Origin of the sequence: Pelagerythrobacter sp., assembly GCF_041912895.1 — a bacterium.
GTDB lineage: Bacteria > Pseudomonadota > Alphaproteobacteria > Sphingomonadales > Sphingomonadaceae > Pelagerythrobacter.
Genome location: NZ_JAYSGI010000004.1, coordinates 172812 through 191005, shown reverse-complemented (window position 1 = coordinate 191005; position 18194 = coordinate 172812). Strand labels below are relative to the sequence as shown.

Sequence of the window (18194 nt, the reverse complement as noted above, 5' to 3'; positions counted from 1 at the left end):
ATGAAGAATTGCCTGATCGTCGACGACTCGCGGGTCATCCGCAAGGTTTCCCGCCACATCCTCGAATCGCTCGGCTTCGCGGTGGACGAGGCGGAGAACGGCGAGATGGGCGTCGCTCAGTGCGAGAAGGCCATGCCCGATCTCGTTCTGCTCGACTGGAACATGCCGGTGATGACGGGAATAGAATTCATCACCCACTTGCGCCGCATGCCCGGCGGCGACACGCCGAAGGTGGTGTTCTGCACGACCGAGAACGACGCCGCGCACATTCGCGAGGCGATCGGCGCGGGGGCCGACGAATACGTGATGAAACCGTTCGACCACGAAACCCTGCAGATCAAGCTTCAGCTCGTCGGCATGGCCTGAGGGCTTTCACGATGGGCTCCGGCAGCACCATCACGGCCAGCGTCGCCCAGCCAGCCTCCGCGGCTGCGCCGATCCGGGTGATGATCGTCGACGATTCGCTGACCGTGCGCGCGGTGCTCGCCAAGATCATCGCGCCCGAGCTAGGAATGGTCGTGGTCGGAAAGACGGGCAGCGCGGAGAACGCACTGTTCGACCTGGCGAAATCGCCCGCCGACGTGGTCCTGCTCGATCTTGAGATGCCCGGCATGGGCGGGCTCGACGCGCTGCCGCGCATCCTGGCGGCGAATCCGGGCACGCAGGTGCTGGTGGTGTCGTCGCTGACCGTGGCAGGCGCGGAACACACGCTGTCCGCGCTGTCGATGGGCGCGGCCGACACGATGCTCAAGCCGCGCGCGGGCGAGTTCGGGGACAGCTATCGCAGCGTGTTGCTGGCGAAAATCCGCGCGCTCGGCCACCGTAGCCGGGCGGGCGGCGAGACGGCCGAGATCTTGCCCCCTCCCCCGCTCCTCGCGCGCAACAGCATCGGCACTCCGCTCGAGATCGTCGGCATCGGCGCATCGACCGGCGGGATTCACGCGCTCTGCATCCTGCTGCGCCAGCTTCCCCGCAAGATGGCAGCACCGATCCTCGTCACCCAGCATCTGCCGGCCGCGTTCACGCCGGTCTTCGCGCGCCAGCTCGAACTCGCCAGCGGCCGCACCGCGGTGATGGTCGGCGACGGCACCGCGATCGAAAGCGGGCGCATCCACATCGCGCCGGGCGACGGGCACATGATCCTGCGGCGCCGGGCCGGCCGCCTCTCGGCGACGACCGCCGCGTTCAAGGTTGCCAGCGGCTGCATGCCCTCGGTCGATCCGATGTTCGAGAGCATGGGCGATGTCGCCGGGGGCGGCGCGCTCGGCGTGGTCCTTTCGGGCATGGGCCGCGACGGCGCGGTCGGCGCCGCGAGCCTTGTGCGCGCGGGCGGCAACGTGATCGCCCAGGATGAGGAAAGCGCCTCGGTCTGGGGCATGCCGCGCGCGATCGCCGAAGCAGGCCTCGCCTCCGCGATCCTGCCGCCCGACAAGATCGCGCTGCGGATCGCCGCTCATGCCGGAGAAGCGGCATGGACGTGACCCCGATCTCGCACAGGATCATCGCCGACCTGCTGCAGCGGCACACCGGTCAGCAACTGACCGAAGGGCGGCTGTGGCGCATCGACAGCGCGCTCGCCGGGCTGTTCCGCGAATACGGCATCGACAACGCGGACCAGCTCGTGTGCCTGCTCGCCACGGACGACATGGGCGAACTGGCGCGCAAGGTGGTCGAGGCGCTGCTCAACAACGAGACCTATTTCTTCCGCGACCTCCAGCTATTCGGCCAGCTGGCCGAAACGGTGCTGCCCGATCTCGCCGCGCGGCGCGCCGCGAGCCGGCGGCTGTCGATCTGGTCGGCTGGATGCTCGACCGGGCAGGAGGCGCTGTCGCTGGCGATGCTTTTCGTCAACCGGCCCGAGCAATGGCGCGGGTGGACGATCGACATTCTCGGCACCGACGTTTCGGCGCGCGCGGTCGCGGCGGCACGGCGCGCCTGCTACACCCAGTTCGAAATCCAGCGCGGCCTCGGCGTTGCGCAGATGCTCAAGCATTTCAGCGAGACGCCGCGCGGGTGGGAGCCCGACCCGGCGCTGCTCGCGCCGATCCGTTATCGCGTCGGCAACCTGCTCGACGCGCAGGCGCGGCACGACCGGTTCGATCTCGTGCTGTGCCGCAACGTGCTGCTCTATTTCGATCAGTCGACCAAGGCGCTGGCGTTCGATCGCCTGTGCGAAGCCCTGCGCCCGGACGGCTGGCTGATGCTCGGCGCGGGCGAAACCGCGAGCGGCAAGGCCGGCGCGCTCGCGCCCACCACCGGCGTGCAGGGGCTCTTCCGGCACGGCGGCGGACCGCACCCGATCGCAGCACCGCGCCGGCCAGCGGCCAGAACGGCGACGGCGGCACGGTAAATCGCACTGTAACGCTTCCTTAGGGCCGCGGGGCTAACGTCTTTCGCACAAGGGGTTTGGGGTCGACGCGGGTGACGACTGAGGCAGAAAAAAGCAGCTTCGCGCCGCGCCTTCTGGTGATCGTGCCGCTCGTCGTGCTGACGGCGATTTTCGCGACGATCTCGCTCGGCCTGCTGCTCAACGACGACTTCCCGCTCGCCGAGGCGTCGCCGCTGATTCTGGGCGGCGTCGCGATCTACGCGATCGCGGTCGTGCTGCTGCTGCGCTTCGGCTTCGCGCATGTCGCCCGGCTCGAACGGCTCGGCATGACCGACAGCCTCAGCCGCCTGCCCAACCGCCGCGCCCTGCACCAGAACGTGTGCGAGGGCGCACGGTCCGGGCAGGAGATCGCGGTCGCGCTGGTGGACCTCGACGGGTTCAAGATGATCAACGATCTTTACGGCCATGCGGTCGGCGACCGCCTGATCCGGGAGATCGCGCGAACGCTGCGCACGCTGTGCGGCGGCGAAGCGGTCGCCTATCGGCTCGGCGGCGACGAATTCGCGCTCAGCATGACGGGGCCGCTCGCCGGCACGGTGCTCGAAGGCATGTGCCGCAATGTTCTCGACACGCTGTCGCAGCCGATCGCGATCGAAGACCGCCGCATTCCGATCGGCGCGAGCATCGGCCTGGCGCGCTGCGAAGCGGGCAAGGCGATCGAATCCTCCGAACTGCTGCGGCGCGCCGATGTCGCGATGTACGTCTCGAAGCGCGGCGGCAAGATGCGCTGCACCTGGTTCAAGAGCGAATTCGACCGCAGCCTCGAGGCGATGCGCGATCTCGACAACGAGCTGCGCGCGGCGCTGCTGAACGACGAATTCCGCGTCCATTACCAGCCATTGGTCGACGCGCGATCGCATTACGTCGTGGCGGTCGAATCGCTGTTGCGCTGGGACCGGCCCGACGGGCGCGCGATCACCCCGGCGGAATTCATCCCCATCGCGGAAGAATCGGGCCTCATCAACGCGATCGGGCTGTGGGTGCTCAAGCGCGCGTGCAGCGACGCGCTGCCGTGGAACATCAAGCTGTCGGTCAACATCTCGGCCGCGCAGCTGCGCAATCCCGAGTTCCCCTTCCAGCTCGGGCAGATTCTCGAAGAGACGGGGCTTCCCCCCGAACGGCTCGAGCTCGAGATCACCGAGACCTGTCTCGTGCTCGATCCGGTCGTCGCCGAACGCAGCCTCGATCTCGTCCGCGGGCTCGGGGTCGACGTCGTGCTCGACGATTTCGGCACCGGCTACGCCTCGATCGGCTTTTTGCGCCAGTTCCGGTTCGAAAAGCTCAAGCTCGACCGGTCGCTGGTGGTCGATTCGGCGATCGACGAAAGCTCGCGCGCGATGATGCTGTCGAGCATCTCGATGGCACGTGCGCTCAAGATGCGGGTCACCGCCGAAGGGGTCGAGACCGCTGACCAGGCCGCGATGGTCCGCAGCGCGGGCTGCGACCACATCCAGGGCTGGCTCTATTTTGCGCCGATGCCTTCGAGCGAAGTGGCGCAACACCTCGCCCGGCCCGTTTCCGAAAGAACCCACGCGGCGGTCGAACGCGCCGGAAGGAAAGTAGCATGAATGCCCATACCCGGATCGTGGCCTCCGACGAAATGCGCGACGAGATCGAACGCATCGCTCTCGCCGAGACCGCGCATGCCGCCGACCCGCAACGGTTGCCACTCCGCCGCTGGTTCGACGACCAGCCGCTCTCGCGCAAGATCGCGCTGGTCGGCGGCGTGCCGCTCGCCGGCATGAGCCTCGCCGCCGCGCTGGCCTGGTTCGGCCTCGGCGCGAACGACGCAGGTGCGATCGCCGGCATGCGCTGGGCGATCGCCGGCGTGGTGGTCGTCACGATCGCCCTCGGCGTCGGCGCCATCCGCGCGATGACCGTCGACACCTCGGGCCAACTGGCGAAGTTGGCCGACGACATGTCCGCGCTCGCCGCCGGGCACCGCGATTTCACCATCGCCGGGATCGGGCGGCGCGACGAGATCGGCGAGATCGCCCGCGCGTTCGAGGTCTTCCTGAAATCGGGCCACAAGCTGGACGAGATGTTCGCCAGTCGCCGCAGCGAGCGCGAGCGGCGTGAAAAGGAAGTGAGCGCCTTCGCCCGAACCTTCGAGAGCAGCGTGGCCGGAGTCGTATCGAGCGTCGGCGCGGCTTCGGCGCAACTCCAGGCGACCGCGAGCTCGATGGCTGCCGCCGCCGAGGAGGGCACGGCGCAGACCCAGCGCGTCGCACAGGCGATGAGCGAGGCGTCCGCGGGCGTGACCGCCGCCGCCGCCGCGTCCGACGAATTCGCGATGTCGATCGGCGAGATCAGCCGCCAGGCGGCCCATTCGGCCGAACTCGCGCGGCAGGCGACCGGCTCGACCAAGCAGGCCAACGATACGATTTCCACGCTGTCGGCCACGGCGGAACAGATCGGCCAGGTGGTCGAACTGATTTCCACCATCGCGCGGCGCACCAACCTGCTGGCGCTCAACGCGTCGATCGAGGCGGCGCGGGGCGGCGAAGCGGGACGCGGCTTTGCGGTGGTCGCTTCCGAAGTGAAGGAACTGGCGTCGCAGACCGGGCGCGCGACCGAGCAGGTGGCGCAGCAGATTCGCGCAATCCAGGAATCGACCGGCGCCAGCGTCGGCGCCCTGCGCGCGGTCGAGGAACAGGTCCAGCAGCTCGAAGCGACTGCGGTATCGATCGCGTCGGCGGTCGATCAGCAGTCGGTCGCGGGGCAGGAACTGGCGCGCAACATCGATCTCGCCGCGCGTGGCACCACCGAAATCAGGTCGAATGTCGAACAGGTGCGCGAAACCGCGCTGTCGACCGGTGCCGCCGCATCCCAAGTGCTCGCTTCCGCGACCGAACTGGAGGATCAGGCCTCCGCTCTGCGCACGCAGGTCTCGCGCATCATGCAGGTGATCCACAAGCGCCGCTGAGCGCGCTGCCCAAAGATGGTTGGTGCGCAGGCCCCGCCGGCGCTATGACCGCCCGCGAACGGGCACGCGCGCCTGCGGATGGGAGAGACAATTGCCGGGTGCAACCTTGTCCGGTGTCGGCAAGCGTTTCGGGCCGTCGGTGCTGTTCGACAGTTTCGACCTGACGATCGGCGACGGCGAATTCGTCGTCCTGGTGGGCCCCTCGGGCTGCGGCAAATCCACCTTGTTGCGGCTGATCGCGGGGCTGGAAGCGCCCGACAGCGGCGAAATCGCGATCGGTGAGCGGCGCGTGGACGGGCTGCCTGCGGGCGAGCGCGGGGTGGCGATGGTGTTCCAGACCTACGCGCTCTATCCGCAGATGACGGTCGCGCAGAACATCGCCTTCCCGTTGAAGATGGCCGGGCGCCCGAAGTCCGCCATCGACGACAGCGTGGCCCGGGCCTGCGAACTGCTCGGGCTCGGCGGCCTGATGCACCGCAAGCCGGCCGAGCTTTCGGGCGGCCAGCGCCAGCGGGTCGCGATCGGCCGCGCGATCGTGCGCGAGCCCGCGCTGTTCCTGTTTGACGAGCCGCTGTCCAATCTCGACGCCGGCCTGCGCACGCAGATGCGGCGCGAATTCGCCGAACTGCACGCGCGGCTGAGCGCCTCGACGCTCTACGTCACCCACGACCAGGCCGAGGCGATGGCGCTCGCCGACCGGATCGTGCTGATGCGCGACGGGCGGATCGAGCAGCAGGGGACGCCCGAAGCACTCTATCACCGTCCTGCGACATTGTTCGCCGCCGGGTTCTTCGGCCAGCCGCCGATCAACACCCTGCCCGGCCGGATCGTTCGCGCCGACACGCGCGGCACCGCGATCGCGCTGGGCGGCGGAGAGGCGGAAACGATCGTGCTCGGCCCGCTCGCCGAACCCGTGTCGCCCGGGACCGACGTGACCGTAGCGGTGCGGCCCGAGGCCCTGACGCTCGAGGCGGGCGGAGGCCGCATCCCGCTCGCCCCGCGCCGCGCGGCGTTCGTCGAATGGTTCGGCGGCGAGCGCCACGTCCGGCTCGGTGAAGACCCTGGCGGGCTCGTCTGGCGCACTGCGGGAGACACGCCGGTCGCAGCCGGCGACACGGTGGCGCTGAACGTTCCCGCCGAAGCCGTACACCTGTTCGCGAGCGACGGCGGCGCCCTCGGGCGCGCGCCATTGCCCAACCTGTGAAAACGGTTACATTATATGTCGACGGGTGAGAGAGGGGTACCATGGTCACGATTCGGGACGTAGCGCGCGAAGCCGGCGTGTCGGTCGCGACCGTCTCGCGCGCGCTCAACGGGCACACCAACGTCACCAAGGCGACGCGCGAGGCAATCGAAGCGGCGGCCAAGGACCTGAAGTTCGTGCCCCATTCGGGTGCGCGCAGCCTGACCAACCGCCAGACGGACACGATCGGCGTGATCCTGCCCGACCTGTTCGGCGAGTTCTTCTCCGAGGTTATCCGCGGGATCGACCGGATCGCGCATGGCGCGGGCAAGCACCTGCTGCTCGGCAACATGCACGGCAGTTCGCACGAGACCACCGGCGCGATCCGCGCGATGCGGGGCCGGGTCGACGGTCTGCTGCTGATGCCGCCCGATTCCACCGCCGAGCTTCTTTCCGAGCACCTCGACCCCGGCATCCCGACGGTGCTGCTCAACGCGCAAGGGGGGGAGAGCGACGTGCCCTTCGTCGCGGTCGACAACTACACCGGCGCGCGCGCGATAACCGAGCATCTGATCGCGCGCGGCGGCAAGCGCATCGTCCATATCGCGGGGCCCAAGCACAACCGCGATGCGCGCGAACGCCTGCGCGGTTTCGGCGACGCGATGCGCGAGCATCTCGGCGAGCGCGATCCGGTCGTCCTGCCGGGCGATTTCACCGAGAGCGCCGGACAGGAAGCCGCGCGGCTCCTGCTTGCAGGGCAAGTGCCCGCTGACGCGGTCTTCGCGGCCAACGACGTCATGGCCGTCGGCCTCATCTCGGTGCTCGACAAGGCAAGCATCCGGATCGGCAGCGACATGCTGGTCGCCGGGTTCGACGATATTCCGCTCGCCCGCTACATCACGCCCCGGCTGACGACGATGCAATCGAACATGGCCCAGCTCGGATCGACCGCGGCGATGCTGCTGCTGCGCATGCTGCGCGGCGAGCAGCTGGGGATGGATCACGGCGTGGTGCTGTCTCCCACGCTCGCCGAGCGCGGATCGACCGCCAGCAGCGGGCGCGAGGAGATCGGCGCGCCGGCCGGCGCGGCCTGATGCCCGGCCCGATCCATGGGCGACTTTCGCGGCGAGGCCTGCTTTCCGGCGGCCTCGCCGGCGCGGCCGCGGCGGCGCTCGGCGGCTGCGCGCGGGTGCCTGATGCGCCGCGCTTCTGGGCGATCGGCAACGAGGCCGCCAGCCTGCCGGCGCTGCTCCCCCGGCTCGGGCTCGGCCATGTCGAGATCCAGGCGCTGCCGTGGTCGGGCGCGCATCAGAAGCTGCTGACCGGCTATGTCGGCGACGCGCTGCCCGACTTGGCGCAAGTCGGCAACAGCTGGATCGCCGAACTCGCCCTGCTCGGCGCGCTCGATCCGGTGCCTGCCGATGTCGTATCAGCTTCCGGCCAGTTCGATGCGGTGCTCGCGAGCAACCGGATCGGCGGGCGGCTGATGGCGAGTCCGTGGTACGTCGATACGCGCGTGCAGTTCTACCGCACCGACCTGTTCGCGCAGGCCGGCTACGCCGCGCCGCCGCTCGAATGGCAGGCGTGGAAGGCCGCGCTCGCCCGCATTCGCGCGCGCGGTACGGAGTTCGGCGTGCTGCTCCCGCTCGACGAATTCGAGCACCTGCAGACCTTCGCGCTGTCGGCAGGGGCGAGCTTCCTGCGCGAGAACGGCACGCGCGGCGCGTTTTCCGAACCCGAATTCGTCGCGGCGCTGGGGTTCTACAAGTCGCTGTTCGACGAGCGCCTCGCGCCGGTCGTGGCCGGGGCGCAGATCGCCAACCGCTGGGCCGAATTCGCGCGCGGCTGGTTCGCCCTCTATCCGTCCGGCCCCTGGATGATCGGCGAGATGCGCGAACGGCTGCCCCCCGACATGCAGGGCCGCTGGGCGACCGCGCCCAACCCCGGCCCGGGCGGCGCCGGAGCCGCCGCGCCCGGCGGATCGAGTCTGGTGGTGTTCGCCGCCAGCGGCCGCAAACGGCAGGCGTGGGATATCGTGCGCCGCCTGCTCGAACCGGGCGCGCAGATCGCGCTGCACCACGCGACCGGCAACCTGCCCGCGCTGCGCCCCGCATGGCGCGCGGCGGATCTCGCCGGTGATCCGGTGGTGGCGCCTTTCGCCCAGCAGCTCGAACTCGCGCGGGCTTTGCCCAAAGTGCCGGAGTGGGAGCGCGTGGTGACCGAAATGCAGGTCGTCGCCGACCGCATGGTGCGCGGCGAATTCACCGTGCGCGGCGCCGCGGCGGAGATGGACGCACGGGTCGACGCGGTCCTCGCCAAGCGGCGCTGGATGATGGAACGCGCGGCATGAGCGGCGCGCTCGCCCGGGCCGAACGGCGCGCCGGATGGCTATTCAGCGCCCCCGCGCTGATCGCGGTCGCGCTGTTCTTCGTACTGCCGACGGTCGCCTCGCTCGCGCTCAGCCTGACCGACTTCGATATCTACGCGCTCGCCGACATCGGCAACCTGCGCTTCGTCGGGCTGGCGAACTACGCCGCGCTGCTCGCCAATCCGCTGTTCCTGACCGCGCTCGGCAACACGCTGTGGTTCGCCGCGCTCGGCGTCCCGCTGGTGGTGGTGATCTCGCTGTTCGCCGCGATCCTCGTCAACGAGCGCACGGTCGCCTGGCGGCCGGTGTGGCGCGTGGCGTTCTTCGCACCGTACGTTGCCACGCTGGTCGCGGTCGCAGTGGTGTGGAAATACCTGCTCAACACGCGCTACGGCCTCGTCAACTACGCTCTCGGCGGGCTCGGGCTGCCACCGGTCGACTGGCTGGGCGATCCGCGCTGGGCGATCCCGTCGATCACCCTGTTCGTGGCGTGGAAGAGCTTCGGCTTTGCCATGCTGATCTTCCTCGCCGCGCTGCAGACGGTCCCGCGCGAGCTGGACGAGGCGGCGCGGATCGACGGTGCGGGCTGGTGGGCCCGGCTGCGCTATGTCACCCTGCCCGCGATCGCCCCCGCCACATGGCTGGTCGCGATCCTGACGGTGATCGCGATGTTCCAGCTCTTCGCCGAGCCTTACGTGATGACCGAGGGCGGCCCCGCGCAATCGACCGTTACCGTGCTCTACCTGATGTTCGAGGAAGGCTTCCAGTGGTGGAACCTCGGCATGGGCGCGGCGGTGGCGGTGGTGCTGTTCGGCTGCATCCTTGCCGCCGCGCTGGCCCCCGCGCTCGCCATGCGGCTGATCCGGGGGCGCCGGGCGTGACTGCCGGACGCGTCATGACCGCGCTCGCCGCGCTGTTCGCCGCGCTGACGCTGGCGCCGCTGGCGTGGATGGTCTCGGTCAGCCTGATGCAGCCGGGCGCGGCAGGGCAGTTTCCGCCGCCGCTGATCCCCGCAGACCCGACGCTGGCCAACTATCAGGCACTGTTCGCGACGCAGGGCATGGGCCTGTTCCTCGTCAACAGCCTGCTGATCTCCACGCTGGCGACCCTGCTCGCGCTGGTGTTCACCCTCCCCGCCGGATACGCCTTCGCCAAGCTGCGCTATCCGGGACGCGGCGCGACGGTGCAGGCGCTGCTGGCGCTGTTGCTGATCCCCGGCCAGATCGGGATGCTGCCGCTGTTCCTCGAGCTGAAGGCGCTCGGGCTGGTCAATTCCTACGCCGGGGTCCTGGTGCCCTGGCTCGCCGGGATCGTCGGCATCTTCCTGGTGCGGCAATATGCGCTGGCGATCCCCAACGAACTGCTCGAGGCCGCGCGGATCGACGGGGCGAGTGAATGGGCGATCTTCCGCCACGTGGTGCTGCCGATCCTGCGCCCGGCGATCGCCACGCTGGCGCTGTTGGTGTTCCTCGGCAGCTGGAACGATTTCATGTGGCCGCTGATCGTGCTGTCGGACCACGATCTCTACACCCTGCCCGTCGCGCTCGCTTCGCTGGGCCGCGAGCGCGCGCAGGATATCGAACTGATGATGGCCGGATCGGTGGTGACCACCGTGCCCGTGCTGGTGATTTTCCTGGCGCTGCAACGCCAGTTCATCGGTGGCCTGCTCGCCGGAAGTGTCAAAGGATGACGATGAAACGATTGCTCCCCCTCGCCCTGCTCCTGTCCGCCTGCACCGGCCATGGCGCGATCGCCTCGACCCCGCCCGAGCCCGGCCAGCATCCACAAGCGGCGGTGGCCGCAGGTGGGTACGAATACCAGCTGTTCCTGCCGCAAGGCGCTGCGGACGCGGCATCCGGCGAGCGCTGGCCGCTGCTGATCTTCCTGCACGGTTCGGGCGAGCGCGGCAGCGACATCGCCAAGGTCAAGGTCCACGGCCCGCCCAAGGTCGCCGACCGCGATCCGGCGTTCCCCTTCATCCTCGTCTCGCCCCAGCTTCCGGCGGAGGAGGACTGGGATCTCGCCAAGCTCGACGCGATCGTGGATCGCGCGATGGCGACGCTGCCGGTCGATCCGGCGCGCGTCTATCTCACCGGGCTCAGCCGCGGCGGGCACGCCACCTGGCGCTGGGCGGCCGAGGAGCCGACGCGCTTCGCCGCGGTCGCGCCGGTCGCCGGGCGCGGCAACCCCGGCACCGCCTGCCGCCTGATGGACCTGCCCGTCTGGGCCTTCCACGGCGATCGCGACGATGTCGTCCTGCCCGAAGGCAGCTTCGCCATGTCGCGCGCGATCCGCGCCTGCGGCGGGCGTCAGGCGCGGCTGACGATCTATCCCGATCTCGGCCACAACGCGTGGGACCCGGCCTACGACGATCCCGCGCTCTACCAGTGGCTCCTCTCGCACTCGCTCGAAGGAGATACGCAATGAGCGGTTTTCCCGCCGATTTCCTGTGGGGCGCGGCAACCGCCGCCTACCAGATCGAAGGCTCCCCGCTCGCCGATGGCGCGGGCACGAGCATCTGGCACCGATTCACCCACGATCCGCGCCTGATGATCGCCACCGGCGACACCGGCGACGTCGCCTGCGACCACTACAACCGCATGGAGGAAGACGTTCAGCTGATGAAAAAGCTGGGCCTTCAGGCCTATCGCTTCAGCATTTCGTGGAGCCGGGTGCTGCCCGACGGCACCGGGCGGGTGAACGAGGCGGGCCTCGATTTCTACCGCCGCCTCGTCGACCGGCTGCTCGAAGCCGGGATCGAGCCGCTCGCCACGCTCTACCACTGGGATCTGCCCGCCGCGCTCGACGATCGCGGCGGCTGGCTCAATCGCGAGAGCGCGGAATGGTTCGCCGAATACGCGGGCGTGATGTTTCGCGCACTGGACGGCAAGGTCACGAAATGGGCCACGCTCAACGAACCATGGGTGGTCGCCGACGGCGGCTATCTCAACGGCGTGCTCGCGCCCGGCCACCGCAGCATCTTCGAATGCGCGATCGCCAGCCGCAACCTGATGCGCGCGCACGGCCGCGCGGTGCAGACCTATCGCGAAATCGGCGCGCACGAGATCGGGCTCGTCATCAACATCGAGCCCAAATATCCGGCCAGCCAGAGCACCGAAGATCTCGCCGCCACCGCGCGCGCGGATGCCTACATGAACCGGCAGTATTTCGATCCCGCGCTGCTCGGCACTTGTCCCGAGGAGCTGCGCGACATCTATGGCGAGGCGTGGGAGGATTGGTCGGCGGAGGACCTTGCGCTCGCCTGCCAGCCGCTCGATTTCGTCGGGATCAACTACTACACCCGCAGCGTCGTCCGCGCCTCGGACACCGCCTGGCCGCTGTTCGCCGAGCGCGTGGTGCAGGAAGGCGCGCAGCACACCGAGACGGACTGGGAGGTGTTCCCCGAGGCGATGACGCGCACGCTGGTGTGGTTTCGCGAACGCTACGGCGACCTGCCGGTCTACATCATGGAGAACGGCGCCGCTTTCTCCGACCCGGCGACCAGCGAGGCCGGCGGCATCGCCGACGACGACCGCTGCCAATATCTCGCCGAGCACATCGCCGCGGTGCGCGACGCGATCGCCGCCGGGGTCGACATCCGCGGCTACATGGTGTGGTCGCTGTTCGATAATCTCGAATGGGCGCTGGGCTATGCCAAGCGTTTCGGCATCGTCCACGTCGACTACGAGACGCTCGCGCGCACGCCCAAGCACAGCGCCCGGCTCTATCGCCGGATCATCGAAAGCAACGGCAAGCAACTCGACCGGGAGGCCGCATGACCCGCATCTTCACCCTCATCGCCACGCTGCTGCTCGCCGCCTGCGCGCACGTTCCGTCCACGAGCACCGGCGAGGCTGGCATCCGCGCGATGACGTTCAACATCCGCCTCGACATCGAATCCGACGGAGCCAATGCGTGGCCGTATCGCCACGCGATGGTCGCCGCGCTGATCCGGCGGCAGGCGCCAGACCTGCTCGGCACGCAGGAGGTGCTGCTCCACCAGAAGCAGTATCTGGAGCAGGCGCTGCCCGGCTACACCTTCGTCGGCGTCGGGCGCGACGATGGGGCCGAGGGCGGCGAATTCTCGCCGCTGGCATGGCGCAGCGACCGGTTCGAAATGCTCGATTCGGGCACCTTCTGGCTCTCGCCGACGCCCGATGTGCCGAGCAAGGGCTGGGACGCCGCCCTGCCCCGCATCGCGACCTGGGCGCTGCTGCGCGACCGGCGCAGCGGGCGGACGGTCCGCGCGCTCAACACGCATTTCGACCATGTCGGCACGGCGGCGCGGGCGAGCGCGGCGCGGATGATCGCCGAGTGGGCCCGGCAGGGCGACACGCCCACGGTCGTGATGGGGGATTTCAACGTCCCGACCGGCAGCGAGCCCTACACGGTGCTCGCGACCACCGCGCAGAGCGGCCTCGCTGATGCGCGCGCGATCAGCCGCACCCCGCCCTACGGCCCGTCCGGCACGTTCACCGGCTTCGACATCACGGCCGCGCCCGAAGCGCCGATCGACCACGTGTTCGTGACCGGCGATTTCACCGTCGACGCCTACGCGGTCGTCACCCAGCATCGCGAGGGGCGGCTGCCGTCGGACCATTATCCGGTCGTGGTGGACCTGACCCCGCGGCCCGGCGGCGGCTAGCCTATTCGGCCGGCTGCTCCAGCCAGCCGCCGGTGAAGCCGAGCCGTTCGAGCCCGCGGCGGATATGCGGGTTCTGCCGCATGGTGCGCCAGATCAGTCCGCTGCGCTCGTTCTCGAGCATCGCCAGCATCGCGCCCTGGTCGATCCCCAGATGGTCGCGCGCGATCCAGCCGCGCTCGGCATCGACGGTGCCGCTGCCGCTGCCCGCATCGACGAACGTGTAGCTGGGGTTGAAGGCATCCTTGAAGCCGTACTTCGTGTAGAGCGCCTCGCCATAGGTTTCGCGCATTTTCATCAGCGCGGGGATCGTCACCTCGGGCGCGAAGGGGATCGAGCCCCCGGCCGCGGTGGGCACGATCGTGCCGTCGTCCACGACCCGGATCGCGCTGACGCCGCGCGCGGTATAGTCGTGGAACTGGCGCGGCACGCCGTTCACCTCGCGGCCATTGGCCGCGCCGCCCGGCCCGTCGGACGCGGTCCAGCCCCAGATGTCGCCCGAATAGCCGACCCAGTCGTTCGGATTGTCGATCCCGTAGGCGCGCTGGCTCAGCGTGGCGCGGCGGCTGTTCTCGAAATAATCGATACCCTTGGACGCTATGAATTCGTCGCGGATGCCGCGGAAATCGACCCATACGTGGCTGTACTGGTGGCCGAACATAGGCTCGAACTGGAGATGCTCGTAGCCGTAGTAGCTGCCCCAGTCCTTCTCCAGATCGGCCGCCCAGCCGGTATCCCACGCTTCCTGCGACACTGCGTGCGTCGGCGATCCGGCGGCGAGGATGTAGACGAGCATGGCTTCGTTGTAGCCGACCCAGTCGTGCGGTTCGCACTGGCCGCCCGGCGCGCCTTCGGGGCGCCAGCCCATCGTGATCGCCTTGGCGCTGCCGCCGTTGCCCGAAGGTCTCTTGCAGTTCTCGCGCTGGGCGAACGTCCAGTCGACCCGGCGGTAGATTCTCTCGGCGAGGTCGCGGATCTCCGCCTCGACCGGCGTGTCGCCGTCGAAATAGCTTTGCGCGAACAGCACGCCGCCGAGCAGCAGCGTGGTGTCGACGGTCGACAGCTCGGTGTTGCGGAAGCGCGTGCCGTCTTCGTTCTTGAGGAAATGGTAGAAGAAGCCCTTGTACCCTGAATAGCCCGCCGGCTCGTCCCCTTGCGGCGCGTTCCAGTAGAATTCCAGGCAATCGCGCGTGCGTGCAGCCGCTTCCTCGCGCGAGACGTAGCCGCGCTCGGCCCCGATGCCGTAGGCGGTCAGCGCGAAGCCGGTCGCCGCGATCGACGAGAACGGATTGCTCGGCCACCGGTCGGGCGCAAGGCACCGCTCGGTATCGGTGGTGTCCCAGAAATAGGCGAAGGTCCGGCGGGAGAGGTCTTCAGAGAAAGCCTCGACCTGAGCCTCTGAAGGGGCGGGTGCGGCTGTCTGCGCAAAAGGACGATCCGCGTGTTGCATCGTGCAGGCCGTCAGCGCGGACGAAACGGCAAGCAGGGGAAAGAATATTCTCGTCATGGAGACCCTGGAAAAATTCGAGCGCAGCCTCTCGCAGATCAGCCGCGCCCGAAAATGCTTGCTGATCTTAGAACTCGAAACCAGCCGACAGCTTGAGCGTGCGGGGCGGACCGTTGGTGCTGAACGAATTGAGGTTTCGTTCGCCGGTCGTGCTGATGAAGCTGTTGTAGTTGCGATCGTTCAAAGCGTTGATGATATCGGCACGGACGTAAATTTGCGTGTCGTCACTGATGAATTTCAGCTTGAGATCCTGCGTGACGGCGAGGTCCAGCTGACGGAAGCCCCACCGGTCGCCATTGCCTTCGGTCTGAACCGTATCGACGACCACGGGCGGTTCCCCTCCGATCGTGCGAATGAAGCGGTTCAGGTAGCTCGGCGAGGCGATCTGGAACTTGCCCGAAAGGGTCGTTCCCGTGGGAAGATCGACCGAACCCGCCATCACGAGCCTGTGCTTGCGCAGGCCGCTCGAAGTCTTGACGGTGTAGTCGTCCAAAGTGGGAAAATCGAACGAGAAGTACTCGCCGAAAGCCCGGTTCTCGGTCGCGTCCGTATAGGTATAGGTAGCCGACAGGTTCCACGGCGATGTGGGCGTATACCGCTTGACCAGCTTGAAGTGGAACGCGTCTTCATCGGTCTTCAGTCCGTTTGTGCCGATAATGATCGACCCGAAGCCCGGAGGGGAAAAGCCGAAAGGCGAGCCCGGAACTTCAGGCGGCGGAGTGAAGAAGCTGCCATCGGGTCGACGATTGCCCAGCAGATAAGCAAACCCATCGCGGCTCTTGATGTGCCGGTATCCCACTTCCACGTTCAGCGAGTTGGTGAGGTCACTACGCAGGCCGAGGCTGAACTGGTCCGAATAGGGAATCTTCAGATCGTTGTTGATAAGACGGATTCCGCGGCCGCCTCCGGCACCGGCGCCAGCGAGCAGTTGCTGGCGGCCTTCTTCGGTGAGGTAGATCGGATCGAACGGGACACAGGTCGGGCTCGGTTCGCAATCGTTTTCAGGGTCGCCGGTCAAGAACTGGAATGTGCGCGTGCTGTACGCGTTGATGCTGATTTCCTGAGCGATGAAATCGAACTGATTGCGATCGTAGGAACGACCATAGCCGCCGAAAAGGACGAGGCGCCCTTGGTCCATTATTTGGTAGCTGAAACCGACCCGCGGCTGGAACGCGCCGGTGAATGCGCTGCGCTGCGTTCCGTCAGTTATATAGTCATTGATATCGTATTCGACACCGGGCTGGTAGATATTCGGGTAGTTTTCGGGAGACACACCTTCGATCACGTCAGCCGGCGTCACCCAGTCGAGGTACGACGGAGTTTCTTCGTAATCCCAACGGATACCGAGGTTAAGCGTCAGCCGGTCGTTCACCACCCAGTCGTCCTGGATGTATACGCCGAACTGCCAGTTATCGGAAATTACCGACGGCGTTCCCTCTCCCGTCGCTGCACCGAACTGGACTTGATACGGTATCGTCGTGTTGAAGCCGCCTTCGGGAAAATTGACGTTGTACGAATATTGCGGGTTGAAGAAGTTCTGCTCGACCCGGTCCAGCCGCACCCACTTCGACTTCACGCCCGCCTTGATGGTATGATTCTCGAAGCCGATCCAGGTGAAGTCGTTCTGGACGCTGTACCCTTTTTGCCCCTTGTCCTGGAAGTTGGCGCTCCCACCGACACGCAGCAATTGCGCACGCGTGAGATTGTTGCCCGTTACGGGGCTCACCCCTGTGTAGGTGTAAATCTGACCCGGGATGAAGTTCTGTGGGCGGGGCGAATAGAAGGCTTCTTCGTAGGTTAATTTGAAATCGTTTACGAAATTATCGCTGGTGTGCTCCCAGCGAAGCAGGCCGCGCTTCTCATCCACATCTTGGGACGCCGCCGCTTCTTCCGCAGTACTTCCGCTACTGAGAAAAACGCCTGTTTCGTTGCGATACTTGCCGGAAACCTCGATGAGATCACTGCTCGTCGGCTGGAAGGTCAGCTTGCCGAAGAAAAGGTCTTCGTTGAACTCACGTTGGGTCGGCCCGAAGAAACCCTGGAATTCGGATGGAAAGAAGCTGACCGGGAAATCCGCGCCCGGCTCGATGGTGACCGGAAGGCGGCGACGTTTGCCCTCGTAAGTGCCGAAGAAGAATAGAGTGTCTCGAATGATCGGACCGCCAAGCGCGCCGCCGAACTGGAGATCCTTGGTCTGCGCCTTTTCCCGCCCGCCAAATTTTTCCAGCGGGGTTTCCGCGCGCATACTGGTGTCGGTGTAATCGATAAACCCCGTGCCATGAAATTCGTTCGTGCCCGATTTGGTGCCGGCAGTGATCGCAACGGAACTGACCTGATCGAATTCCGCCTTGTAGTTGGAGCTGATCACGCGATATTCACCAACCGCAAGCTGCGGGAACGGGTTTCCTTCGGAACTATCTTGGCCGGTAACGCCATTCTTGAGGACATAGTCCTTCTGGCCGACACCATCGATGTAAACGTTGACCGTACGACTATTCTGCGCGCCACCCTGGATGCGCGATTGGCCGTCCGGATTTTCGAACACCACACCTGGCGCGAGATCGGCAAAGGCGAGGAAGTTACGGTTGTTCTGCGGCAAAGTCTCGATCTGGCGTTCGGTAATATTGGCCCCGACCTCGCCGCCTTCCAGCGTGCGGATGCGACCGGCCGTCACGAGAATTTCGTTGCCGGAACCACCTTCCGCGACCGAATCGGGAACCGTTTCCGCCACAGCGATATCATCGAAGTTTAGGACCGCATCCTGCGCGATGAGCAGCGTGAACTCGTCGGTCGTGCGAATGCCGTCGGGCGTCGTGATTTCCAGACGATAGGTGCCGGGACGGAGTTGCGCGAAATTGTAGGATCCGTTGGCAGAAACCGTAACGGTACGGCGAATACCCGTCGCGACCTCGACCGCCGTGATCTCGCTCGCGCCGGTCACGTTACCGCGCAGTGAGGCGCTCGATTCCTGCGCATGCGCCGGCGCGACCAGCGCCAGCGACATCGCGCCGCCGGCGGTGCCGATGGCGAGGGCCGCGGCCAGCTTGCGGGCGAAACGCGGGCCTGCGGCGTGCGTGCGAGAATTCTTCAGAGTCATCGATGTCCTCCCCTGTCCGGCCGCCTTGAGAACGATCCGGCACCTGCGCGAAAAGACAGCCGGGCATCGAAGCCGGGCTGCC

General features: G+C 67.2%; 15 protein-coding genes. 13 read left to right on the top strand and 2 right to left on the bottom strand.

What is annotated here, in order from left to right; genetic code table 11:
- The 13 genes from ACE3QC_RS12890 (at window position 1) to ACE3QC_RS12830 (ending at window position 13511) form a co-directional block, all read left to right on the top strand.
- Window positions 1-366: a PleD family two-component system response regulator gene (locus ACE3QC_RS12890; protein WP_374408859.1), complete on the top strand. Its 366-nt coding sequence runs from the start codon at window positions 1-3 to the stop codon at window positions 364-366.
- A gap of 11 nt (window positions 367-377) precedes the next feature.
- Window positions 378-1481, top strand: coding sequence for a chemotaxis-specific protein-glutamate methyltransferase CheB (gene cheB / locus ACE3QC_RS12885; protein WP_374408858.1), 1104 nt, complete (start codon window positions 378-380; stop codon window positions 1479-1481).
- Window positions 1472-2350, top strand: coding sequence for a protein-glutamate O-methyltransferase CheR (locus tag ACE3QC_RS12880; RefSeq protein WP_374408857.1), 879 nt, complete (start codon window positions 1472-1474; stop codon window positions 2348-2350). Before cheB ends, ACE3QC_RS12880 begins: the two co-directional genes overlap by 10 nt.
- Window positions 2351-2421: 71 nt before the next feature.
- Complete coding sequence (locus ACE3QC_RS12875) at window positions 2422-3957, top strand: putative bifunctional diguanylate cyclase/phosphodiesterase (RefSeq protein ID WP_374408856.1); 1536 nt, start codon at window positions 2422-2424, stop codon at window positions 3955-3957.
- Window positions 3954-5315, top strand: coding sequence for a methyl-accepting chemotaxis protein (locus tag ACE3QC_RS12870; protein ID WP_374408855.1), 1362 nt, complete (start codon window positions 3954-3956; stop codon window positions 5313-5315). The genes ACE3QC_RS12875 and ACE3QC_RS12870 overlap by 4 nt, the downstream gene beginning before the upstream one ends.
- Before the next feature lie 91 nt (window positions 5316-5406).
- Window positions 5407-6519: an ABC transporter ATP-binding protein gene (locus ACE3QC_RS12865; RefSeq protein WP_374408853.1), complete on the top strand. Its 1113-nt coding sequence runs from the start codon at window positions 5407-5409 to the stop codon at window positions 6517-6519.
- Between the two features lie 41 nt (window positions 6520-6560).
- Window positions 6561-7592 carry a LacI family DNA-binding transcriptional regulator gene (locus ACE3QC_RS12860; RefSeq protein ID WP_374408851.1) on the top strand — a complete coding sequence of 344 codons (1032 nt, stop codon included), beginning with the start codon at window positions 6561-6563 and terminating at the stop codon, window positions 7590-7592.
- The gene (locus tag ACE3QC_RS12855) at window positions 7592-8848 is read left to right on the top strand and encodes an extracellular solute-binding protein (RefSeq protein ID WP_374408849.1); all 1257 of its coding nucleotides are present in this window, start codon (window positions 7592-7594) and stop codon (window positions 8846-8848) included. The genes ACE3QC_RS12860 and ACE3QC_RS12855 overlap by 1 nt, the downstream gene beginning before the upstream one ends.
- A complete protein-coding gene (locus ACE3QC_RS12850) occupies window positions 8845-9747 on the top strand; it encodes a carbohydrate ABC transporter permease (RefSeq protein ID WP_374408847.1) in 903 nt (300 codons plus the stop codon). Before ACE3QC_RS12855 ends, ACE3QC_RS12850 begins: the two co-directional genes overlap by 4 nt.
- Complete coding sequence (locus tag ACE3QC_RS12845) at window positions 9744-10556, top strand: carbohydrate ABC transporter permease (RefSeq protein ID WP_374408845.1); 813 nt, start codon at window positions 9744-9746, stop codon at window positions 10554-10556. Before ACE3QC_RS12850 ends, ACE3QC_RS12845 begins: the two co-directional genes overlap by 4 nt.
- Before the next feature lie 2 nt (window positions 10557-10558).
- Window positions 10559-11293, top strand: coding sequence for a hypothetical protein (locus ACE3QC_RS12840; RefSeq protein ID WP_374408843.1), 735 nt, complete (start codon window positions 10559-10561; stop codon window positions 11291-11293).
- On the top strand, window positions 11290-12645 hold the full coding sequence (locus ACE3QC_RS12835) for a GH1 family beta-glucosidase (RefSeq protein WP_374408841.1): 1356 nt from the start codon (window positions 11290-11292) through the stop codon (window positions 12643-12645). The genes ACE3QC_RS12840 and ACE3QC_RS12835 overlap by 4 nt, the downstream gene beginning before the upstream one ends.
- Window positions 12642-13511 (top strand): endonuclease/exonuclease/phosphatase family protein, encoded by an 870-nt coding sequence (locus ACE3QC_RS12830; RefSeq protein WP_374408839.1) that lies wholly within the window; start codon window positions 12642-12644, stop codon window positions 13509-13511. Before ACE3QC_RS12835 ends, ACE3QC_RS12830 begins: the two co-directional genes overlap by 4 nt.
- Window position 13512: 1 nt before the next feature.
- Here the strand turns inward: ACE3QC_RS12830 and ACE3QC_RS12825 are convergent, their stop codons facing one another.
- Together ACE3QC_RS12825 and ACE3QC_RS12820 are read right to left on the bottom strand one after the other, a co-directional pair.
- Window positions 13513-15015 carry a glucoamylase family protein gene (locus ACE3QC_RS12825; protein ID WP_374408837.1) on the bottom strand — a complete coding sequence of 501 codons (1503 nt, stop codon included), beginning with the start codon at window positions 15013-15015 and terminating at the stop codon, window positions 13513-13515.
- A 67-nt stretch (window positions 15016-15082) separates the two neighbouring features.
- Entirely contained in the window at window positions 15083-18112 is a 3030-nt protein-coding gene (locus ACE3QC_RS12820; RefSeq protein WP_374408836.1) for a TonB-dependent receptor domain-containing protein, read from the bottom strand.
- Between the last annotated feature and the right edge of the window lie 82 nt (window positions 18113-18194).